Here is a 17,600-nt window from a genome sequence, read left to right on the forward strand (position 1 = left end):
CGGCAGCCTCGAAAAGTTGCGGTGTGAGGGTGGGGGGACGGCACGCCGCGGGCCACGCGCGTGTGCCCGACGACCGCTCCCTGATCGTCCGGATGACCGCCGCCATGCCGGTGAACAGGGAAACTGCGGCCATGTCGGGGCGCTGGAGAGCGGGTTGGGGACAGGCGCCCGCCAAGGCGGCAAGGCTTGGACCCGCGTACCGGAGCCGCCTCCGCCTCACGGCACGCCGTTGCCCCCGGCCACCGCCGGTCCGACATTCGTCGAAGCGCTTGCGCGGCATCGATTCGCTCAACGCCCAGGGGTACGCGCCCTTGCAGTCTCCGCTGACCTTCGATCAGGAACCCGGCCTCGGTCTCGCCATCCCGCCGGCCCGCGACAGGCTCACCCACAGGCGACTGGACTTCGTCGCGAGCGCGGTCGACGCCGCCGCCCGGGTCGGCCTGGATGTGGTGCTGTCCCCCTCGGGCCGGGACCACGACCGTTCCTTCGAGCGGTTGGTCTCAAAAGGCCGCGTGGACGGTGTCATCCTGATGGAGATCCGCGTGGAGGAGGCTCGCGTGGGCCGGTTGCAGGAGGCCGGGCCGCCCTTCGTCGGCATCGGGCACACGGCCGGCGACCGGCAGATGTCCTGGATCGACGTCGATGACGTGGGCCTGGTCCGGCACTGCGTGCGGCACCGCGACGATCCGGGGCACCGCCGGGTGGCTCTGATCAGTCGATCCCCGGAACTCGTCGCGGGCCGCCCTGCCCGGCATCCAGCGCGCGCCGGCGGACACCGGCCTGCGGGCGCCGTGCGACTTCTCCCTCACCGCAGTGGCGGCCAGGACCTGGGCCGAGGACTTCCGCCCGCACCGGACTCCAGGGGGTACTGAAGACGTCGGCGGACTCCCGCCGCTGCGGGTGGTGGCAGCGGCGGGAGTCGTGAGCGGGGCGCTCGTGGAGGCCCGGTCAGGTGTGGAACTGGTTCGCCGGGACCGGCAGCCCGTAGTGCTCGCGCAGGGTCGTGCCCTCGTACTCCTCCCGGAACAGGCCCTTGCCGCGCAGGATCGGCAGGACGTGCTCGATGAACGCCTCCAGTCCGGACGGCAACGCCGGGGCCATGATGTTGAAGCCGTCCGCGGCACCGCCCTCGAACCAGCTGATGATCGCGTCGGCCACCTGCTCCGGCGTGCCGATGAACTCGAAGTGCCCGCGGCCACCGCCGAGTCGCGAAATGATCTGACGCACCGTCAGCTCCTCGCGCACCGCGAGCTCGATGATCAGGTCGGAACGGCTCTGTGAGCCCTCCAGCTTGGGGCGGGCGAGGATGAAGTCCGGCAGCGGCGCGTCGAGTTCGAAGACCGACGGCTCGGTCTCGAAGACGGCGGCGAGCTGCCGCAGCCCGTACTCCGGGATGCGCAGTTCGTCGAACTCCTTGGCCAGTGCCCTGGCTTCGGCCTCGGTCGAGCCGATGTAGGGGACGATGCCCGGAAGCACGATCACACCGTCCGGGTCACGTCCGGCGGCCCTGGTCCTGGCCTTGATGTCGGCGTAGAAGTCGGCCGCGCGCTCATAGGTCCGGTGGGCGGTGAAGATCGCCTCGGCGTGCCGGGCCGCGAAGTCCTTGCCGTCCTCGGAGGAGCCGGCCTGGACGAGCAGCGGGTAACCCTGCGGCGGGCGCTCGACGTTGAGGGGTCCGGCCACCGAGAAGTACCTGCCCCGGTGGTCGGGCCGGTGCAGCCGGGACGGGTCGGCATAGCGCCCGGTCGCCTTGTCGGCCACGACGGCCTCGGACTCCCAGCTGTCCCACAGCGCCTTGGCGACGTGCAGGAACTCGTCGGCGCGGGCGTAGCGTTCGGCGTGGGCGGGGCGGTCGACGAGACCGAAGTTGGCGGCCTCGTCGGCGCCCGCCGAGGTGACGATGTTCCAGCCGGCCCGGCCGCCGCTGACATGGTCGACGGAGGCGAGGCGGCGGGCCAGGTTGTACGGCTCGTTGTACGTGGACGACACGGTGGCGATGAGGCCGATCCTGCTGGTCGCCTGGGACAGCGCCGTCAGCAGGGTGAGCGGTTCGAGCTGGCCCGGCGGCCGGAACTCGCCGGTACCGATGAGGGCCGGGCCGTCGGCCAGGAACAGGGAGTCGAACTTGGCGCTCTCGGCGAGCCGGGCCAGGCCGATCCAGTGCTGGAGGTCGAAGTCGGCCCGCGGGTTGCTGTGCGGGAGCCGCCAGGCGGCCTCGTGGTGGCCCGCCTCCATGAGGAAGGCGTTCAGGTGAAGGGTGCGTCCGGTGCCGCTCACTGACCTGCCTCCAGCTTCGAGCTGTCGTAGCCGGCCGGGAGGAGGTTGTCGGTGATGGACGCGACGTCGACCGTCTTGGTGATCTGGCCCGCCTCCAGGAAGGCGTCGGCGAGCTTCTGCTCGGCCGCGATGTCCGACTTCTCCACCGGGGTCACCCGGGTCTCGAAGGCCTTCAGGGACGCCTTGGCGTCGGCGAGGGGGATGCCCTCCTCCTTGGAGATGGCCTCCGCGTACTTGTCCTCGTGCTTGATCGCCCAGGCGAACTCGTGGGCCAGCCGCTTGAGTACGTCCGTGAGGGCGGCCCGCTTGGTCTTGTCGTTCAGGGACTTCTCGCCGGCGACGTAGTAGCTGCTGGTCTGGTCGATGGGCGGGAGGCCCTTCGCCAGGATGCGGGCGCCGTTCTTGACCGCGATCGCGGACTGGGGGTTCCAGATCGACCAGGCGTCCACCTTGCCGGTGTTGAAGGCGGTGGCGCCGGCCGCCGGGTCGAGGAAGACCAGGTGCACGTCCTTGGGGGTGAGGCCGACGCTCTTGAGGGCGTTCAGGGCCAGGCCGTGGGCCGAACTGCCCTGCGGGACGGCGATCTTCTTGCCCTTGAGGTCCCCCAGCGTCTTCAGCTTGGAGCCCTTGGGCACGATGATGTTCTCGCTGGACTGGGTGGGCGTGAGGGAGCGGTTGACGGCGACGACCTTGAAGCCGTACTCCTTCGCGGCGCCGGTGATCGGCGGGACGTCGCCGACGCTGCCGAGGTCGATGTCGCCGGAGGCGGCCGCCTGGACGAGCGGCGGACCGTAGGTGAAGCGGGCGAACTTCACCTTGTACGGCGCGTTGTCGAAGACACCGGTGATCTTGGCGAGTTCCTCGCTGCCGTCACCGCCGTTGTCGCCGATGGTGAAGGTGTAGTTCTTCCACTCGGGGTGGCTGTCGGCGCTCGATCCGCCGGCGTCGGCGAGCGGGGTCGCCGCCTGTGACTCCCCTCCGCAGGCGGCGAGGGTGCCCATGAGGGCGAACACGCTGAGGGCGCCGACGAGTCGGGAGGATGTTCCGGGCATGGCTGATCACGCTTTCTGTGCTGTGGCGGAGGAAGTCGGGGGGTGGCGGGGACGGGGTTCAGTGCTGGTTGGCCAGGCCGAGGTCGTTCAGGAGTGCGGCGCGCAGCTCCTCGCGGGCGAGGCTCGCCTCGCGGTCGGCGGCCGACAGCTCGACGAGGTGCGAGGTGCCGATACGGCCGTCGCTCATGACGAGGATCCGGTCGGCGAGCGCGATGGCCTCGTCGACGTCGTGGGTGACGAGCAGCATGGCGGCGTGGTGCTTGGTGCGCAGGGCCCGTACGAGGTCGTGCATGCGCAGCCGGGTGATGGCGTCGAGGGCCGCGAACGGCTCGTCGAGCAGCACGAGTTCGGGCTCCGAGACCAGGGCCCGCGCGAGGGACACGCGCTGGGCCTCGCCGCCGGAGAGCTCCTTGGGCCAGGCCTTCTCCCGGCCCGCGAGTCCGACCTCGGCGAGCACGTCGCGGGCACGTTGTTCCGCGTCCGGTCCGCGCAGGCCGAGGGTGACGTTGCGCAGGACGCGCTGCCACGGCAGCAGCCGGTCGGCCTGGAAGACGATCGCACGCCGGGCCGGGACCTCCACCCGGCCTCCGTCGGGCCGGTCGAGTCCGGCGAGCAGCCGCAGCAGGGTGCTCTTGCCGCAGCCCGAGGGACCGAGCAGGATCACCAACTCCTCGTCGGCGACGGTGAGATCAAGGTGGTCGAGCACCACCCGGTCACCGAATCGACGGACCACCTGCTCGACGAGGACTCCGGTCTGCCGGCGCGGCTCGGTCGCGACTGTGCTGCTCATGACGCCTCATAACTGGGTCGCCACCGCAGCAGCACCCGCTCGAGAGCCCGGACGAACTGATCGGCGAGCAGACCGAGGAGCGAGTAGATCACCAGCCCCACGAAGACCTGGTTGGTCTGGAGGTACGTCTGCCCCTGGGTGATGAGGAAGCCAAGTCCCTTGTCCGCGTTGACGGTTTCGGCGGCGACAAGACCCAGGACGCTGTACGCGAGGGAGAACCGCAGGCCGACCAGGAACCCCGGCAGCGCCCCCGGCACCAGCACGCGGGTCACCAGGCGCCAGCGGCCGGCGCCGGTCGTGCGCGCCATCTCGATCAGCCGCTGGTCGACGCCCCGGATCGCGGCGAACAGGTTGAGATACATGGGGACACCGGCGCCGAAGGAGATCAGCAGCACCTTCGTGAGCTCGTCGATGCCGAACCACACGATCATCAGCGGCAGCACCGCGAGAAGGGGGATCGTGTTGAGCACCTGCACGACGCCGTTGAACAGGAACTCACCGCTGCGCAGCAGCCCGCCGAGCACGCCGGTGACGACGCCCACTGTCAGACCGATCGCGAGTCCGATGCCGGCCCGCTGCAGCGAGATGGCCAAGTCCGGTCCGAGGACGCCCTGTTGCCACAGGTCGGCGGCGGCCTTCACGATCGAGGTCGGCGCCGGGGCGTAGGTCTTCGCCAGCACTCCGGCGCGGGCGAGGACCTCCCAGGCGATGAGGATCACGACCGGGGTCGTATAGATGCCCAGCGGCCAGCGCAGCCGCTCGCGCAGTGTGGTGAGCGGCGTCCGGCGGCGGGCGTGGCTCGGCAGGAACACCTCGCGTTGCCGTGCGCCGGTCGTCGTCTCGGCGGGCGGGGCGGGCTTGGCGAGAGCCGCGGCCGGGATGCGGACCTCGGTCATGGCGCCACCGCCGGCACGTCTTCGGTGACCGCGCGGATGCGGTCGGTGAGCTTACGGATGGACACAGGCATGGGGAGGCCCTTCTCGGAGGAAGCGGGCGCACCGCTGGGTGCTGAGGGGTGAAGAGCGGAAGCGAAGACCGACTCGTGGCCGATCACTCGGGGACTTGGCAGCAGCCGCGGTCGCGGGGCAGCGAAAGCCGGCGACTACGGGACGGCACGTCGTGCCGCGGACACTTCGCCCTCAGCCGGGAAGGAGAGACATGAGGTGAGGCCGGAGAAGCAGTCGCTCAGGACGCGGGTACGAAGATCCCACGGGACGGCTTCACCGGATGCCGCCGGGGACCACTTACCGGGTCAGCGACAACAAAACGCGCTGGAGACGTGCGCCAGATCGATGTGGCGCCGCCGGGTCAGGTCCACGCGCGGGTTCATGGAACGGGAGTTCAGCAGAGCTCCACCAGGTTGGTCAATAACTTCCCGGACGAGTCTTGCATTGCGGACACGAGAACTTCCGCGCCGCTTCGGGACGCATCGCTCCTTGCCTTTGGCGCGCACGTCAGGACTTGACGGAGCCGTCGCCGGCTCCGCGGGCACGGGAATGGTCGACGCCCGGTGCCGTACGCCAAGTACGCCACCGCGGGGCGCAGTTCGACGTCGACCTCGCGTTCGACCCTGCCGCGCAGCGCCCAGGGCCACCCGGTCATCTTCCAGGCCGGTGACTCCGGCGAGGGCCGCGACCTCGCCGCCCGCAACGCCGACGTCATCTTCTCCGCGCACGGCACCGACTTCGACGACGCCCTGGCCTTCGCCGAGGACATCCGCACCCGTCTGCGCGCCGCCGGCCGCCCCGACGACGACCTGCGGATCCTGCCCGGCACCGAGATCATCATCGGCGCCACCGAGGCGGAGGCCCAGGAGAAGAAGCGCTGGATCCGCCTCCAACAGGTCACCCCTGCCACGGCGTTGGGGATCGCCGGGCTGCTGTGGGGCATCGACCTGTCCGACCGCGACGCCGACGGGCCGTTGCCCGAGGAGGACCCGGTCGTCAGCGAGAACGACGGCTCCTTCGGCGCCCGGCGCATCGCCGACCCGCGCGCGGTGGTGGCCGAGTGGCGGGCGAAGGCGGAGGCCCACGGCTGGTCGCTGCGCGAGACCGTCATCGCGCTCGGCCCGCAGCGCGGCCACGTCGGCACCCCGTCAGGGCTGGCCGACAAGTTCGCCCACTTCGTACGGCACGGCGCGATCGACGGCTTCAACGTCACGCCGTACCTCATCCCCGACGGCCTCGAAGACATCGTCGACCTGCTCGTCCCGGAGCTTCAGGAACGCGGGCTCTACCGCACCGACTACACCGGCACCACGCTCCGCGACCCCCTGGGGCTGCGCGAACCCCTCACCCACCGGTCCGCACCGGCCCACCGGCAGGCCACCACACACGACTGACACGAAGCTGTCACACAGGGAGCGGAATGCGGGTTCGCCAAGCGTCCGTTCTGACTGACATGACTGTGGGAGTAGCCCTCAACGCATCCGACGCACAGAACCAGGTCGACGCCACCGTGCAGCTGGCCCTCGAGGCCGCGGCCGCCGGGCTGCGGTCGGCCTGGTTCGGTCAGACCTTCGGCGCGGACTCACCCCAGCTCGCGGCGATCGTCGGACGCGAGGTGCCCGGACTGCACGTGGGAACCTCCGCGATCCCCGTCTTCGGCCGCCACCCGCTGCTGGTCTCCAGCCAGGCCCAGACCGCCCAGGCCGCGACGCACGGCCGCTACCACCTCGGGCTGGCCCTGGGCACGAAACTGCTGACCGAGAACGCCTTCGGCCTGCCCTTCGAACGCCCCATCGCCCGGCTGCGCGAATTCCTCACCGCGCTACGGCAGTTGACCGAAACCGGCACGGCCGACTTCCACGGCGAACTGCTCACCGCCACCACCCCGATCCCGGCGCGCGTCCCGGGCGCCGAGAGCGGCGTCCCCCTGCTGGTCGCCGCGATGGGACCGCAGGCGCTGCGGGTCAGCGGGGAGCTGGCGGACGGGATCCTGCCGTATCTGGCGGGACCGCGCGCCCTGGCGGACCACATCGTTCCCGCCCTGACCGCAGCGGCCGAGGCCGCCGGGCGTCCCGCGCCCCGGGTCGTGGCCCTGGTGCCCGGCGTGGTCACGGACGACGTGGACACCGTGCGGGCGAAGGCCACCGAGAACCTCGCGTTCTACGAACAGATCCCGTCCTACGCCCGCGTCATCGGACTCTCCGGCGCCCGGCGGGCCGCCGACCTGGCCGTGATCGGCGACGAGAAGGCGGTCGAGGCCGAGGTACGGCGCTACCGGGACGCGGGCGCCACCGAGGTCGTGTTCTCGGGCACCGAGATCGCCGGAGAAGCGGACCGCCGACGCACCTGGGACCTCCTCGGCCAACTGGCCGACTGAGCAAGCCCGTCTGCCCGTCCAGCCCCCCACCCCCCTGCACCCTGCGCGAGGCCGAGCCTCGCGGGACGAAGGAGACCGTATGACCACCGAGGCCACCGCGACCGACCTCCAGGCCTTCACCGAGAACTGGCTGGACTGGTACCGCGCCCAGGAGACCCGGCTCGCCGACCCGCACGGGTTCCTGGCGATCACCGGCCAGCACTGGCTCGACGACCGGCCGCAGCGCTTCCCCGACGCACCCGGCGCCTGGCACACCGGCCCCGACGGGGTCGTCGTAGTCCTCGACGAAGGCGAGGAACTGGTCGTCGACGGGACCCCGGTGCGCGGTGAACACCGCTTCGGCGTGCTTCCCGAGCGCAGCGACGTCCACGCGGTCTGGGGAGACGCCGTCATCGAGGTCGCCAAGCGCGGCGGAAACGACATCGTCCGCCCCCGGCACCCGGACGCGCCGCTGCGCACCGCCTTCACCGGAACCCCCTCCTACGCGCCCGACCCGCGCTGGGCCGTGACCGGCCGGTACGTCCCCTTCGACGAGCCGCGGCCGACCACCGTGGGCGCCGCGGTCGAGGGCCTCGAGCACGTCTACGACGCTCCGGGCAGGGTCGAGTTCGAACTGGACGGGCAGCAGCTGTCCCTGACCGCGTTCCCGGGGCGTGCTGCGGGCACTCTGTTCCTGCTGTTCACCGACGCGACCTCCGGGGTCACCACCTACGCCGCCAACCGGTCCCTGGCCCTCGATCCGCCCGCCGCCGACGGCACGGTCGTCCTGGACTTCAACCGCGCCGCGAACCTGCCCTGCGCCTACACGGACATGGCCACCTGCCCGCTGCCCCCGGCCGAGAACCGGCTGCCGGTGGCCGTCGAGGCGGGCCACAAGATCCCCGTCGAGCGCGGCGGTTCCTGAGCACCCCTGCCGACCGCAGTTCCTCCGCAGGTCCGCGGGAGTCGTGGACGGCCGTCGCCCGTGGTAGGCACGGGCGACGGCCGCCGGGCGCGAGGAATCGCACTCCCCCCGGGGTACGACATCCCCACGCGGGACCGTCCTCGCGGCCCGGGGCGTGCGGGAGTCCGCCCGGCTCGAAGCCACCGCAAGGACGAGGGCGGGGTCTGCGCCGCCGGGCGGGTAGCCGGATTTCCGGTCCGAAATCCTCAGACGTGGCAACAGCAACGCCGACAGGTCACATTTCAGCCTGCCTGTCCCGGGTGATCCGCGTCGCGGATATTCACACGCGCAACCACCCCTTCCTCGGTCGCGAGGCTTCGCACGCCGCGCCCGTGGCCGGTCGTCCTCACCCGAGCGCACGGGCCCGAGGGACCGTAGCGTGAGGGAGAGGGAGCGGCCGGAGGTGGTTGCGTTGCCGGAGATGGACTACGCGGCGCTGTTCGCCGCCACGCCGAGCCCCTATCTGGTGCTGGGCCCCGACCTGGTCATCGTGGAGGTCAACCAGGCATACCTGGGCGCGACCGGCCGCACACGCGAGGAACTGCTCGGCAAGCACATCTTCGAGGCGTTCCCCGACAACCCCGCCGATCCCGAGGCGGACGGCGTGCGCAACCTCAACGCCTCCCTGCACCGGGTGCTGGCCCTGCGGCAGCCGGACACCATGGCGCTGCAGAAGTACGACATCCCGGTCTTGGACGAGCCAGGAGGGTTCGAGGAGCGCTGGTGGTCCCCGGTCAACACGCCGATCCTCGCCCCGGGCGGGAACGTGCAGTGGATCATCCACCGCGTGGAGGACGTCACCGCCTTCGTCCAGGCCCGCGTGGCCGGCAACCAGCCGCCCGTGCAGCAGCTGACCAAGCGGGACGCACTGGAGGCCGAGCTGTACGCACGCGCCCGGGAGCTGCAGCGGCTGAACGAGGAACTGCGCCTGGCCCACACCCGGGAACGCCAGGTGGCCGTCACCCTGCAGGAGGCCATGCTCCAGGTACCCGACCTGGCCCGGCACTCGGACGTCGCGGTGCGCTATCTGCCCGCGACCGGGTCACTGAACGTGTGCGGCGACTGGTACGACATGGTCAACCTGTCCGACGGCCGGTTCGCGGTGGCGGTCGGCGACGTCGTCGGCCACGGCCTGGAGGCAGCCGCCGTGATGGGCATGCTGCGCAGTGCACTCAGTGCCGCGATCCGGGCACTGGAGTCACCGGCCCGGGCGCTGGAGGTGGTGGGCCTGTACGCACGGTCCGTGGACGGCGCGCTGAACACCACCGCAGTGAAGGCACTTGTCGACCCCCGCAGCCAGCTGATCATCTACAGCAACGCGGGACACCCGCCGCCCGTCCTGATCCACCCGGACGGCACCTGCGACCTGCTGGACAAGGCCACCGACCCGCCGCTGGGAGCCCGGCCCCAGCACGTGCCCCGCCCGCAGGCCGGGCAGGCCTACGAGCCCGGGGCCACCCTCGTGCTGTACACCGACGGGCTGATCGAACGACGCGAGGAGGACATCGAGAAGGGCATCGCACACCTGATCGAAGTCCTGCGACTGAACCGCACCCTCGGCCCGGAACGCCTGGCCGACACCCTCCTGGCCCACCTCGGCGTAGCAGGCGGCGCCCAGGACGACATCGCCCTCGTCGTCGTCCGGCTGTGACCTTCCGACGTCCCGTGACCGGGCCGGTCGCCCGCAGTACACCTGATTCTCACCTGAATGGGAACCGGCCCCAGGCATCCTTTCCTGGCCTTCATGAAGGCCCACCAGGGCCATGCCACCTTCCTCTTCGCCACGACCGGTTGGCGCTCGGCCTCCCCCCACATCCTCTTCGCGGGCGCCAAGGTGCTCCCATGGGCGGCTTCACCGGCGGCGCACCGACCACCCCGGGCCGCGCCGCCGCGCACTGGGTCCGCGACAACTGCACCCTCATGCCCCACCAGCCGTTCCGTGTCTACGACTGCGCGCCGGCATCCGCCACGTCGCACAAGCGCGCGCGGGCACCGTCGGTAAGGGTTTCACTGGAAAATCTCAGCTAAGTCGGGCGTTTTCCCTCACCTTCGTGAGACAGAGTGATCACCGATGGAGCGCACCTCACGCATCTTGGTCACCTCGCGTCACGCATTGCTGGGCGTCGTGATGATGTTCACCCTGGCCTCGTCGGTATCGGCCGCGGAGGCCGGGCACCGGCCCGCAGGGCCCTCGTCGGACGTCCTTTCGTCCGCCGGAAAAGGGGGCCCCGCGGGGCAGGCACGATCGCCGGCACAGGCCCTGGGAGCCACGGTCGACGTCGTGGCCAGTCGTCAGACGGCGCGGGTCGGCGCGCTGTTCGACGCGGACCGGGCCGAGGACCTGGCCGGCGGACACCAGTGCACGGCCTCGGTCGTGCACAGCCCCCGGCGCGACCTCGTCGTCACCGCCGCGCACTGCGTGGGCGACACCGGTACCGACCTGGTGTTCGTTCCGGGCTACCGGGACGGGCACGCGCCGTACGGGGTGTGGAAGCTGGACCACCGCTATCTGCCCGACGGATGGACGAAGGACCAGGACGAGGACAGCGACCTGGCCTTCGCCAGCGTCGACGAGCAGGACGGCAGGGCGATCGAGGACGTCGTGGGGGCCAACCGGTTCACGCCCGGCACGACCACGGGCGCCACCCCTGTGACCGTCGTCGGCTACCCCGACTCCCGAGAGACGCCCATCAGCTGCACCAACAGGCCGACCGCCTACAGCAGCACCCAGCAGCGCATCGACTGCCCCGCCTTCACCCAGGGCACCAGCGGCAGCCCCTGGATCAACGACGCCGGCCAGGTCGTCGGCGTCCTCGGCGGCTACGACCAGGGCGGCGACACCGACGACGTGTCCTACAGCGTGACACTGCGCGGCGAGGCGGCCGACCTGTACAAGGCAGCCATCAGCGATCCGTGATCCGCGCGAGCCGACTGGCGCCTTCCCGTCCGGCCCCCGCCGTGATCGCCTCACCGGCCGCGCGAACGCACCCAGCGGGTCTGCCATTGTCGGCAAACCCGCTGGTGAACACCGTCGGGACGACAGGATTTGAACCTGCGACCCCTTGACCCCCAGTCAAGTGCGCTACCAAGCTGCGCCACGTCCCGGTGCGCTTCCCGCGGAGAACCGCGTGATCGCGCAGGTCAACCTTACCGTACGTGCACCGGTGTTCTCGCCGGACCGGTGGCCGACCCGGCAGTCCGGGTCGGCCTCGCGCGTCAGCCGCGGGTGCCGGATGCGGCCGCTGGCTCGGTGGGGGTCCGGTCGGCGGCGCGGGCCGGACCGGTGAGGGAGGCCTTGCGGGCCGTCGGGACCAGCAGGGCCGCCAGCGCTGCGGCCAGGCACAGCACCGCCAGCAGGGCGAAGCCGTGGGTGTAGCCGGAGGCGTACGGCAGGCCCGAGGGCTGGAGGTGGCCGGTGACCAGGACGCTGGTGACAGCGGCGCCGATGGAGCCGCCGATGGTGCGGATGTTGGCGTTCATGCCGGTCGCTGCGCCGGTCTGGGAGGCCGGGACGCTGCCGACGATCAGGTTGGCCATGGAGGCGAAGGCCAGTCCGATGCCGAGGCCGAACACGCCCGAGACGACGGCGACTTGCCACTGCGCCGAGTGCCAGAGGGCGAGCATGCCCAGGGCTACGGCGCCGAGTGCGGCACCGGTGGTCAGGAGGGACTTCGCGCCGACCACGGGTTCCAGGCGGCCGCTCAGGATGCCGGAGAGGAACATCGCCACCAGCATCGGCAGCATCAGCAGGCCGGAGGCAGTGACGCTCGCGCCGAAGCCGTAACCCGCGGCGGAGGGCGTCTGGACGAAGGCCGGCAGGAAGGACCAGAGCGCGTACATGCCCGCACCGAAGAGCAGGGCGGCGGTGTTGGTGGTCCACACGGCCGGCAGGCGCATGACGCGCAGGTCGATCAGCGGGGTGCGGGAGCGGGCCTCGGACAGCAGCCACAGGGTGAACAGCGCCACCGCGGCGGCGAACAGGCCGATCACCTTCGCGGAGCCCCAGCCCCACTTGCTCGCCTGGCTCAGCGGCAGCAGGAGGGCCACCAGCCAGGCCGAGAGCAGCCCGGCACCCAGCCAACTGACCCTGCCCTCGGCCCGGTTGGGCGACTCGGGCACGTAACGCAGGGCGATGAGCACGGTGACCGCGACGACGGCGACCGGGATCCAGAACAGCCAGCGGTAGTCGAGCGCGGACACGATGGGGCCGGCCGCGACGATGCCGACGCCACCGCCCGCGGCGATCACCGCGGACAGGTTGCTGATGCTGCCGCTGACCTGGGACGGGGCGAACTCGTCGCGGATGATCCCGAAGGAGAGCGGGAAGAGGGCGCCGCCGACGCCCTGGACGACCCGGGCGACGATCAGGACGCCGATGTTCGGAGCGAGCGCGGCGAGCAGACAGCCGAGCAGCACGACGAACAGGACGGCGACCAGGGTGCGCTTTTTGCCGATCAGGTCGCCGACGCGGCCGAGGATCGGGGTGAAGACGGAGGCGGACAGCAGATAGGCCGTCATCACCCAGGTCGCGGTGGACTGGGAGGTGTGCAGCGCGTGCTGGACGGTCGGCAGGGCCGGCGCGATCAGCGACTGCAGCATGGCGAACACACCGGCGCCGGTCGCGAGGACCGCGAAGGTGAGTCGGGTGGACTTGCGGGGCATGAAGGGCCTCTCCGAACGAGCGGGATGCGGCCGAGGTTCTCGGGCCACGGTCGTGCGGACCCGGAGCGCCGATGGGCGGGTTCGGGCACGCCGACGGCCGCGGTGAGCGGTCGCGGAAAGGTGGTGGACGTACCGTCCACTGGTAAAGTGGAGGAGTACCTCCACTCTATCGGAGGCACACCTCCGGTTCAAGTACCGGAGGCATTCCTCCGCATCGATCCAGCTCTGGAGGCACCCGTGACGTTCCCCGTCGGCGAGATCGTGGCGTCCCGACGGCCGCACCGTAAGGACGCCGCACGCAACTACGACGCCCTGCTGGACGCGGCCCGCGAGGCGTTCGCGGAGCACGGCTCCGATGCCTCCCTGGAGGACATCGCGCGTCGTGCGGGCGTGGGCATCGGCACGCTCTACCGCAATTTCCCGACCCGCCGCGACCTGTTCGAAAGCGTCTACGCGAGCGACGTCAACGAGCTGTGCCGGGTCGCGCAGGAGGTCGCCGGGCTGGAGCCCTGGGAGGCGCTGACGGCCTGGCTGCGCCGGTTCGCGGGATACATGGTGACCAAGCGGGCCGTCCGCGAGGCCCTCAACGACGAGTCCGAGATCTTCCAGGCCTGCCGCGAGTCGATGTACGCGGCGGGCGGCCCGCTGTTCGAGCGGGCGCAGGAGGCGGGCGAGGCGCGGGGGGACATGGACTTCGTCGACCTGCTGCGGATGGTGGCCGGCATCACGGCCACGGCCTTCGACGACGACGCCCAGCGCGATCGCGTCCTGGCGATCGCGCTGGACGGGGTGCGCACCACCGTCCGCTGACGCCGGTGCCGCTCCCCCGCTCTACGACTCGTACCCCGCGACCCAGTCCCCTTGCGGGTCGGTGTCAGCGGGCGGAGCCTCTGCGCAGGACCTTGTCGACGGCGACGGTGACGACCACGAGGGTCCCGGTGGCGACGTCCTGGTAGAGGCTGTCGATGCCCGCCTGGGTGAGGCCGGAGCGGAGCACGGTGACGATGAGGGTTCCGATGAGCGTGCCGACGACGCTTCCCCGGCCGCCGAAGAGGCTGGTCCCGCCGATGACGACGGCCGTGATGCTCTCCAGGTTCGCCGTCTGGTAGGAGTTCGGGTCGGCATTGGGGATACGGCCGAGGGCCTGCCAGGCGGCGATGCCGTAGAGGAGACCTGCGGTGACGTAGACCGACAGGACCGTGCGCTGCACGTTGATGCCGGTCAGGCGGGCGGACTCGGGGGCGTTGCCGACGGCGTAGATGTGCCGGCCCCAGGCCGTCTTGGCGAGCCCGTACCAGAAGAACGCGTACAGGCCCACGAGCAGGAACGTCCCCCAGGTCACGAGGACGCTGCCGACATGGACGCCGTTGCCCCAGAAGACGAGCAGATCGTCGGTGACCGGAAAGCTGCGGGAGTCGGAATAGAGCCTGCCCACGGCGTAGATGACGGTCAGCGCGCCCAGTGTCACGATGAAGGGGGGCAGGCCCAGCCGGGCCACGAGCAGGCCGTTGACCAGCCCGAGCAGGGTCGCCGTGAGCAGGCCGAGCAGCAGAGCCGCCGCGGAGCCGTTCCCCTCGAAGGCCAGCTTGGCCATGACCAGCGTGCTCAGGACCGCGATCGCCCCGTTCGCCAGGTCGATGCCCGCGGTGAGGATGATCAGGGTCTGGCCCAGTGCCAGCGTGCCGGTCACGATGGACTGCTGGAGGACCAGGGCGAGGTTCTCCGGCGTCAGGAACGTGTCCGTCGCGAGCGAGAAGACCAGGACGGCGACGGCCAGGGCCGCGAGGGGGCCGACGGCCGGTGTGCGCAGGGCGTACCGCAGCGCGTCCCGCAGCGCGGTGCCCGGCTCGTCCTCGGCGGCTGCACTGGTGGTCACGGGAGGTCTCATGATCCGTTACTGATCCCTTCGCCCGGTCGGCGCCCGGAGGTCATCCCCAGCAGTGCCGGAGTCCCCAGCCCGTGTCGCGGGACGCCAGCCCCTGCACCGGCTTGTCGGTGATGAGTTGCGTGCCCGTGTCCGTGAAGCCGGACGGTTTCTTCCCGTGTCTGGCGAAGTCGACGACCGCGGCCACGCCCAGGTCGGCCATCCTGACCGGGAACTGCATGACGGTGGCCGCGTACTTGCCGGCCCTGACGTCGCGCACGCCCTCGCATCCGCCGTCGATGGAGCCGACGGTCACCCTGTCGCTCAGACCGCGTGCCGCGAGGGCCGTGTAGGCGCCGTCGGCCACCGGTTCGTTGATGGTGTAGGCCGAGTTCACGTCGCTCGTGCGCTGCAGCAGGTTCTCCATCGCGGTCTGCCCTCGATTGCGGTCGCCGTTGGTGATCGCCCGTCCGCGGATCGCCGGTGAGTCGTCCTTGATTCCGAAGCCGCTGAGGAAGCCGTCGTGGCGCTGCTGGCTGACCGTGGAACCCTCCGTGCCGTCGAGCATGAACAGCTTGGGGGCCCGGCGGCCGAGGACGGCCCTGACATACGCGCCCTGGAGGCGTCCGGCCTTGAGGTTGTCGGTCGCGTACGTGGCCGCCGCCGCGTTCTCCGGGTCCGTCGCGGTGTCCAGCGCGATCACCAGGATGCCCTCCCGACGGGCCTCGGCGATGGCACCCAGGATCCCCGTCGTGTTCGACGGTGTGATCATGATTCCCCGCACATGGCGGGCGATGAGGCTCTCCACCGCGTTGACCTGGCCCTCGTTGTCGCCGTCGAACTTCCCGGACAGGGCGATGAGTTCGGCGCCGTTCCTCTTCGCGGCGTGCTGGGCGGCCTCGCGCAGGGCCACGAAGAACGGGTTGGTCTCGGTCTTGGTCACCAGACCGATCGTGACTTTTCCCGTCCCGTGGCCGCCCGTGGAGGCCCGATTTCCGCCGCAGGCCGCGGCGGAGAGCAGCAGTGTTCCCACCAGGAGGAGCGCCGGCCCCGCGTGGGAACTGCGTGGCCGGCCGCGGCTGCGGACGGTGTGGCGGTGTGCCATCGGTGACACCCTCCTCCGGCCGGGTCCCCCGTCGTGGAAGACCCAGCGATCTGCACCACCTGTCCAGTTTGTTCATACATATCGCACTGTGTCGCTTCAGTCTTCCCTTCGGGCGGGCGCGGCTGGACGCGCCCGCCCGAAGGTTTCGTGCGTTCTGCATTGCGTACGTCCGAATGGGGACGAAAGATGGTGATCGGAACAGGGAGCCCGCCGGCGCTGTCGAGGGGCGGGCCGGGCTCACCCGCGGCCGGGGTTCCACCGGGGCCGTGCGGCGTCACCGCGGTCGCGCGGGGAAGGTGAGGTTCGCGTGACTGGGCCGCCGCTGCTCGCGCTGCACAGGATCTCCAAGCGGTTCGGGGCCGTCCAGGCCCTCAAGGACGTCGACCTGGAGGTCCACAAGGGGGAGGTCGTCGCCCTCCTGGGTGACAACGGCGCCGGCAAGTCCACCCTGATCAGGGTCATCTCGGGGGTGGATCCCCCCGACAAGGGCGTCATCGAATGGGAGGGGCGGGCCGTCCAGATCAGGACGCCCCGGATCGCCCAGCGCCTGGGCATCGCGACCGTCTACCAGGACCTGGCACTGTGCGACGACCTCGATGTCGCCGCGAACCTCTTCCTGGGCCGGGAGCGGCGGTGCTCCGGTGCCCGGGGCCGCCTGTTCCGGTCGATGGACGACAGCGGGATGCGCAAGGAGGCACGCGGGCAGCTCGACACACTGGGCATCCGCGTCCCCGATCTGCGCGCCCCGGTCGCCTCACTGTCCGCGGGCCAGCGGCAGACCGTCGCGATCTCCCGAGCGCTCCTCGGCCGGCCGAAGGCCGTCCTCCTGGACGAGCCCACCGCGGCGCTGGGCATCTCGCAGGCCGGCCACGTCCTCGACCTCGTCGAGGAACTCCGCGAACAGGGCATCGGGGTGATTCTCATCAGTCACAACCTGGGAGACGTCAAGGCTGTCGCGGACGAGGCGGCGGTGCTGCGGCTCGGCTGCAACAACGGCTTCTTCCATGTGCCGACCTCCCCTCAGGACCGGATCTTCTCCGCCATCGTGGGCGCCACGAGCAACTCCTGACACTCTCTCACCCGTCCTCCGCCCCCCTGCGGACCCGACGGAATCGAGCAGATGATCACCCTGCTATGGTGCGCCGATGTCATCGGTCAAACAGTTCCAGGTCACCTTCGACTGTGCAGAACCTGAGCGCGTCGCTCGCTTCTGGTGCGAGGTGCTGGGGTACGTCGTACCGCCGCCCCCGGAGGGGTTCACCACTTGGGACGACTACGATCGCTCGCTGCCGCCCGAGCGTCGGGGTGCATCGTTTGTCTGCATGGATCCCACCGGTGTCGGCCCGCGCATGTACTTCCAGCGCGTCCCCGAGGGCAAGGTCGTCAAGAACAGGGTGCACCTTTGCGTGCGAGCCGGTACCGGGCTCGTGGGCGAAGAGCGCCTGGCCACACTCGAGGCGGAGTGCGCACGTCTGCTCGCGCTCGGTGCCACACGCGTGCGGCTGCTGCGCGCCGATGGCGTCAATGAGTCGTGCATCGTGATGCAGGACATCGAGGGCAACGAGTTCTGTCTCGACTGACCG

17 protein-coding genes and 1 tRNA gene are annotated in these 17,600 nt (G+C 70.8%); 10 read left to right on the forward strand and 8 right to left on the reverse strand.

Annotated features, from left to right (window positions below; genetic code table 11):
* Positions 1–269 precede the first annotated feature (269 nt).
* Positions 270–872: a hypothetical protein gene (locus tag ACWC1K_RS04320; RefSeq protein ID WP_450828734.1), complete on the forward strand. Its 603-nt coding sequence runs from the start codon at positions 270–272 to the stop codon at positions 870–872.
* A gap of 76 nt (positions 873–948) precedes the next feature.
* On the opposite strand, the gene ACWC1K_RS04325 is transcribed toward ACWC1K_RS04320, so the two are convergent.
* From ACWC1K_RS04325 to ACWC1K_RS04340, 4 genes are read right to left on the reverse strand one after another with little or no spacing between them, the layout of a single operon-like run.
* Positions 949–2,235 carry an LLM class flavin-dependent oxidoreductase gene (locus tag ACWC1K_RS04325; protein WP_450829036.1) on the reverse strand — a complete coding sequence of 429 codons (1,287 nt, stop codon included), beginning with the start codon at positions 2,233–2,235 and terminating at the stop codon, positions 949–951.
* Between the two features lie 38 nt (positions 2,236–2,273).
* Positions 2,274–3,329 (reverse strand): aliphatic sulfonate ABC transporter substrate-binding protein, encoded by a 1,056-nt coding sequence (locus ACWC1K_RS04330; RefSeq protein WP_450828735.1) that lies wholly within the window; start codon positions 3,327–3,329, stop codon positions 2,274–2,276.
* 58 nt (positions 3,330–3,387) lie between these two features.
* Positions 3,388–4,119: an ABC transporter ATP-binding protein gene (locus tag ACWC1K_RS04335; protein ID WP_450828736.1), complete on the reverse strand. Its 732-nt coding sequence runs from the start codon at positions 4,117–4,119 to the stop codon at positions 3,388–3,390.
* Positions 4,116–5,015, reverse strand: a complete 900-nt coding sequence (locus ACWC1K_RS04340; RefSeq protein WP_450828737.1) for an ABC transporter permease — start codon at positions 5,013–5,015, stop codon at positions 4,116–4,118. Before ACWC1K_RS04340 ends, ACWC1K_RS04335 begins: the two co-directional genes overlap by 4 nt.
* Before the next feature lie 614 nt (positions 5,016–5,629).
* On the opposite strand from ACWC1K_RS04340, the gene ACWC1K_RS04345 reads away from it, so the two are divergent.
* The 6 genes from ACWC1K_RS04345 to ACWC1K_RS04370 all read left to right on the forward strand — a co-directional run bounded on the left by ACWC1K_RS04345 (position 5,630) and on the right by ACWC1K_RS04370 (position 11,303).
* A complete protein-coding gene (locus tag ACWC1K_RS04345; protein WP_450828738.1) occupies positions 5,630–6,460 on the forward strand; it encodes an LLM class flavin-dependent oxidoreductase in 831 nt (276 codons plus the stop codon).
* A 59-nt stretch (positions 6,461–6,519) separates the two neighbouring features.
* On the forward strand, positions 6,520–7,443 hold the full coding sequence (locus tag ACWC1K_RS04350; protein ID WP_450828739.1) for an LLM class F420-dependent oxidoreductase: 924 nt from the start codon (positions 6,520–6,522) through the stop codon (positions 7,441–7,443).
* Positions 7,444–7,522: 79 nt separating this feature from the next.
* Positions 7,523–8,347, forward strand: coding sequence for a DUF1684 domain-containing protein (locus ACWC1K_RS04355; protein WP_450828740.1), 825 nt, complete (start codon positions 7,523–7,525; stop codon positions 8,345–8,347).
* Positions 8,348–8,807: 460 nt separating this feature from the next.
* The gene (locus tag ACWC1K_RS04360; protein ID WP_450829037.1) at positions 8,808–10,037 is read left to right on the forward strand and encodes a SpoIIE family protein phosphatase; all 1,230 of its coding nucleotides are present in this window, start codon (positions 8,808–8,810) and stop codon (positions 10,035–10,037) included.
* Positions 10,038–10,228: 191 nt separating this feature from the next.
* Positions 10,229–10,414, forward strand: coding sequence for a hypothetical protein (locus tag ACWC1K_RS04365; protein ID WP_450828741.1), 186 nt, complete (start codon positions 10,229–10,231; stop codon positions 10,412–10,414).
* 43 nt (positions 10,415–10,457) lie between these two features.
* Positions 10,458–11,303, forward strand: a complete 846-nt coding sequence (locus ACWC1K_RS04370) for a trypsin-like serine peptidase (RefSeq protein WP_450828742.1) — start codon at positions 10,458–10,460, stop codon at positions 11,301–11,303.
* A gap of 114 nt (positions 11,304–11,417) precedes the next feature.
* On the opposite strand, the gene ACWC1K_RS04375 is transcribed toward ACWC1K_RS04370, so the two are convergent.
* Together ACWC1K_RS04375 and ACWC1K_RS04380 are read right to left on the reverse strand one after the other, a co-directional pair.
* Positions 11,418–11,491: transfer RNA gene (locus tag ACWC1K_RS04375), tRNA-Pro, on the reverse strand.
* Positions 11,492–11,602: 111 nt separating this feature from the next.
* Complete coding sequence (locus ACWC1K_RS04380) at positions 11,603–13,048, reverse strand: MFS transporter (protein ID WP_450828743.1); 1,446 nt, start codon at positions 13,046–13,048, stop codon at positions 11,603–11,605.
* A gap of 225 nt (positions 13,049–13,273) precedes the next feature.
* Between ACWC1K_RS04380 and ACWC1K_RS04385 the strand changes: the two genes are divergently transcribed.
* Positions 13,274–13,858 (forward strand): TetR/AcrR family transcriptional regulator, encoded by a 585-nt coding sequence (locus ACWC1K_RS04385; protein WP_351465610.1) that lies wholly within the window; start codon positions 13,274–13,276, stop codon positions 13,856–13,858.
* 64 nt (positions 13,859–13,922) lie between these two features.
* Here ACWC1K_RS04385 and ACWC1K_RS04390 read toward each other — a convergent pair whose 3' ends face one another.
* Both ACWC1K_RS04390 and ACWC1K_RS04395 read right to left on the reverse strand, forming a co-directional pair.
* Positions 13,923–14,924, reverse strand: a complete 1,002-nt coding sequence (locus tag ACWC1K_RS04390) for an ABC transporter permease (RefSeq protein WP_450828744.1) — start codon at positions 14,922–14,924, stop codon at positions 13,923–13,925.
* A gap of 52 nt (positions 14,925–14,976) precedes the next feature.
* Positions 14,977–15,855, reverse strand: a complete 879-nt coding sequence (locus ACWC1K_RS04395; protein WP_450828745.1) for a substrate-binding domain-containing protein — start codon at positions 15,853–15,855, stop codon at positions 14,977–14,979.
* Between the two features lie 469 nt (positions 15,856–16,324).
* On the opposite strand from ACWC1K_RS04395, the gene ACWC1K_RS04400 reads away from it, so the two are divergent.
* Positions 16,325–17,086 (forward strand): ATP-binding cassette domain-containing protein, encoded by a 762-nt coding sequence (locus ACWC1K_RS04400; protein ID WP_450828746.1) that lies wholly within the window; start codon positions 16,325–16,327, stop codon positions 17,084–17,086.
* Between the two features lie 76 nt (positions 17,087–17,162).
* On the forward strand, positions 17,163–17,597 hold the full coding sequence (locus ACWC1K_RS04405) for a VOC family protein (RefSeq protein WP_450828747.1): 435 nt from the start codon (positions 17,163–17,165) through the stop codon (positions 17,595–17,597).
* Positions 17,598–17,600 lie beyond the last annotated feature (3 nt).

Source organism: Streptomyces sp. NPDC001492 (assembly GCF_053597275.1).